A 2,062-nucleotide genomic window follows, 5' to 3' on the forward strand; every position below is an offset into this window, starting at 1 on the left:
ACCAGGGACACCAGTAGTCCGGTCATCATCGTGACCGCGAACACGAGCACCCACCGCTGCGCGGGGTCGTATCCGACCTGGAGGTTCGCGAATTCCTTGGCACCGTCGAACCGGACGACGGTGCCGTCGGAGAGGGTCGTCGATTCTCCGGGCCGCAGGTTGACCCGGTCCTGCTTGACCAGCCGGCCCTGGTTGATCATCTCCTGGTCCAGGGAGAAGATCGACTGCGGGATGCCGGTGTCGAGACCGGTGTCGCCTTTGTAGATGTCCACTGCCACCGCGGGATCGACCAGTTCCGGGAAGCGGGAGGAGAGCAGGTTGCCGTTGAATTGCGCGGTGGGCGCGAAGAGTCCTTCGATGGCGATCTGCCCTCGGCGGCGCTCCTCGGCGGTGGCGTAGGTCCCCCCGGGTGGGTCGAATCGCAGCGCGCCGCTGCTGAGGAACGTGGTGGCGTCGTCGGGGCGGAACTGCAGCGCTTCGGTGCGGGTCTGGCCGTCGGGGAAGGTGACGGTGAACTCGGGGGCGTAGCCGTGTCCGGTGAGGTAGATGCGTTCGTCGCCGAGCCGGAGGGGTTCGTTGACTTTGAGTTGATAGTCGCGCCAGGTGTCGGCGGCGATGTCGTCGGCGCTCTGGTAGGAGATGTTCGAGGTGAACATCTCGGCCTGACCGTTCTCGAGGTAGTCGGCGGTGAAATCTCTGACCCGGATACAGAACGGCTCGAGTCCGGTGCCGTCGGTGCTGTTGCCGGCGCGAAAGGAGTCGTAGATCGCGGGCGAGGTGTTGCAGAAACCGGGCCCGTTGTCGGCGATGACGATGACCGAGCCTTCGTAGCCGAACAGTTTGCCGATCGCGATGGCCGCGAGCAGACCGATCAGCGAGAAGTGAAACAGCAGGTTCCCGGCCTCGCGGGTGTAGCCCTTCTCCGCCGAGAGAGTCAGTGCCCCATCGGGCTCGGGTCGAACGGCGGTACGCCACCCTTTCAAGTGCCGCGCGATGTCGGCGATCACCTTCTCGGGGTCACCGGCGAGGGTGCCCGAATGATGCAACGGTAGTCGAGTGAGGTTTCGCGGTACTCGAACAGGTTGTGCGCGAAGAGCTTTGCCGTGCTCGATCAACCGGGGAGTCAGACAGCCGATCAGCGACACGAACAACAGGACGTAGATCGCGGTGAACCAGGAACTCGCGAACACGTCGAACAATTCCAGCGTGTCCATCACCGGCCCGAGAACCGGACGCGCGGCAATGAAAGAATCGACGGCCTGGGTATTGAGATTGCGCTGCGGCAGCAAAGCGCCGGGGACAGCTGCGGCGGCGAGGAGGAACAGCAGCACCAACGCTGTCCGCATCGACGTCAGTTGTCGCCACCGGTTGCGCAGCATCGCCACTGTTCTGCGCACCAGTCCCGGCGAGTGCGCACGGGGGTGTTCGTCGATCGTCATCTCCGCACGCCCTTCACCGACCACCATCTAAATACTACGCGACATAGTAGTTTGCGGGGTTCGGTGTGATGGAGCGTGGTCGGCGCAGCAGCGAGAACGCCAGTGCTGCACCAGCGCCGGTGGCGGCAATCCATTCCGGAACGCTGCCGGTGATCGTCGCCGGGGTGAGGGTGGTGCTCAGTGACACCTCGGTGACGACAGCTGCGGGGGTGAACAGCTCCGTGCGCTCGACGACCTCCCCGCGTGCATCGATGACGGCGCTGACGCCGCTGGTGGCCGACACGACGACGCTGCGCCCGTGTTCGACCGCTCGTACCCGCGACATGGCGAGTTGTTGATAGGTCATGTTCGTCCGACCGAAAGTGGCGTTGTTGGTGGGCACTGCGATCAGCTGGGCACCGGCGCGCACGGAGTCGGTGAGCAACGAGTCGAAGGCGACCTCGTAGCAGGTGGCCACCGCGACGGGCACTCCGGCGAGGTCGAGGACGCCGTTGCCCTGGCCCGGGGTGAAGTTTCCTGCCTGGGCGGCATAGGGAGAGAGTGCGGTGACGATCGTGCGCATCGGCAGGTACTCCCCGAACGGCACCAGTTGCCGCTTGTCGTGCCTCTGCCCGGGCCCGGTG

The 2,062-nt window shown here is 65.1% G+C and carries 2 protein-coding genes; both read right to left on the bottom strand.

Translation table 11 applies throughout. The features are described from left to right. Positions 1-1,439, bottom strand: a 1,439-nt coding sequence (locus tag AB0O58_RS26670) for a cytochrome c biogenesis protein ResB (RefSeq protein WP_032400877.1), incomplete at its 3' end; no start/stop codon positions are given. A gap of 34 nt (positions 1,440-1,473) precedes the next feature. After that, on the bottom strand, positions 1,474-2,062 hold a 589-nt coding region (gene lnt, locus AB0O58_RS26675), incomplete at its 5' end, for an apolipoprotein N-acyltransferase (RefSeq protein ID WP_082898908.1).

The organism is Rhodococcus sp. NPDC080181 (assembly GCF_040702225.1).
Taxonomy (GTDB): Bacteria; Actinomycetota; Actinomycetes; order Mycobacteriales; family Mycobacteriaceae; genus Rhodococcoides; species Rhodococcoides fascians.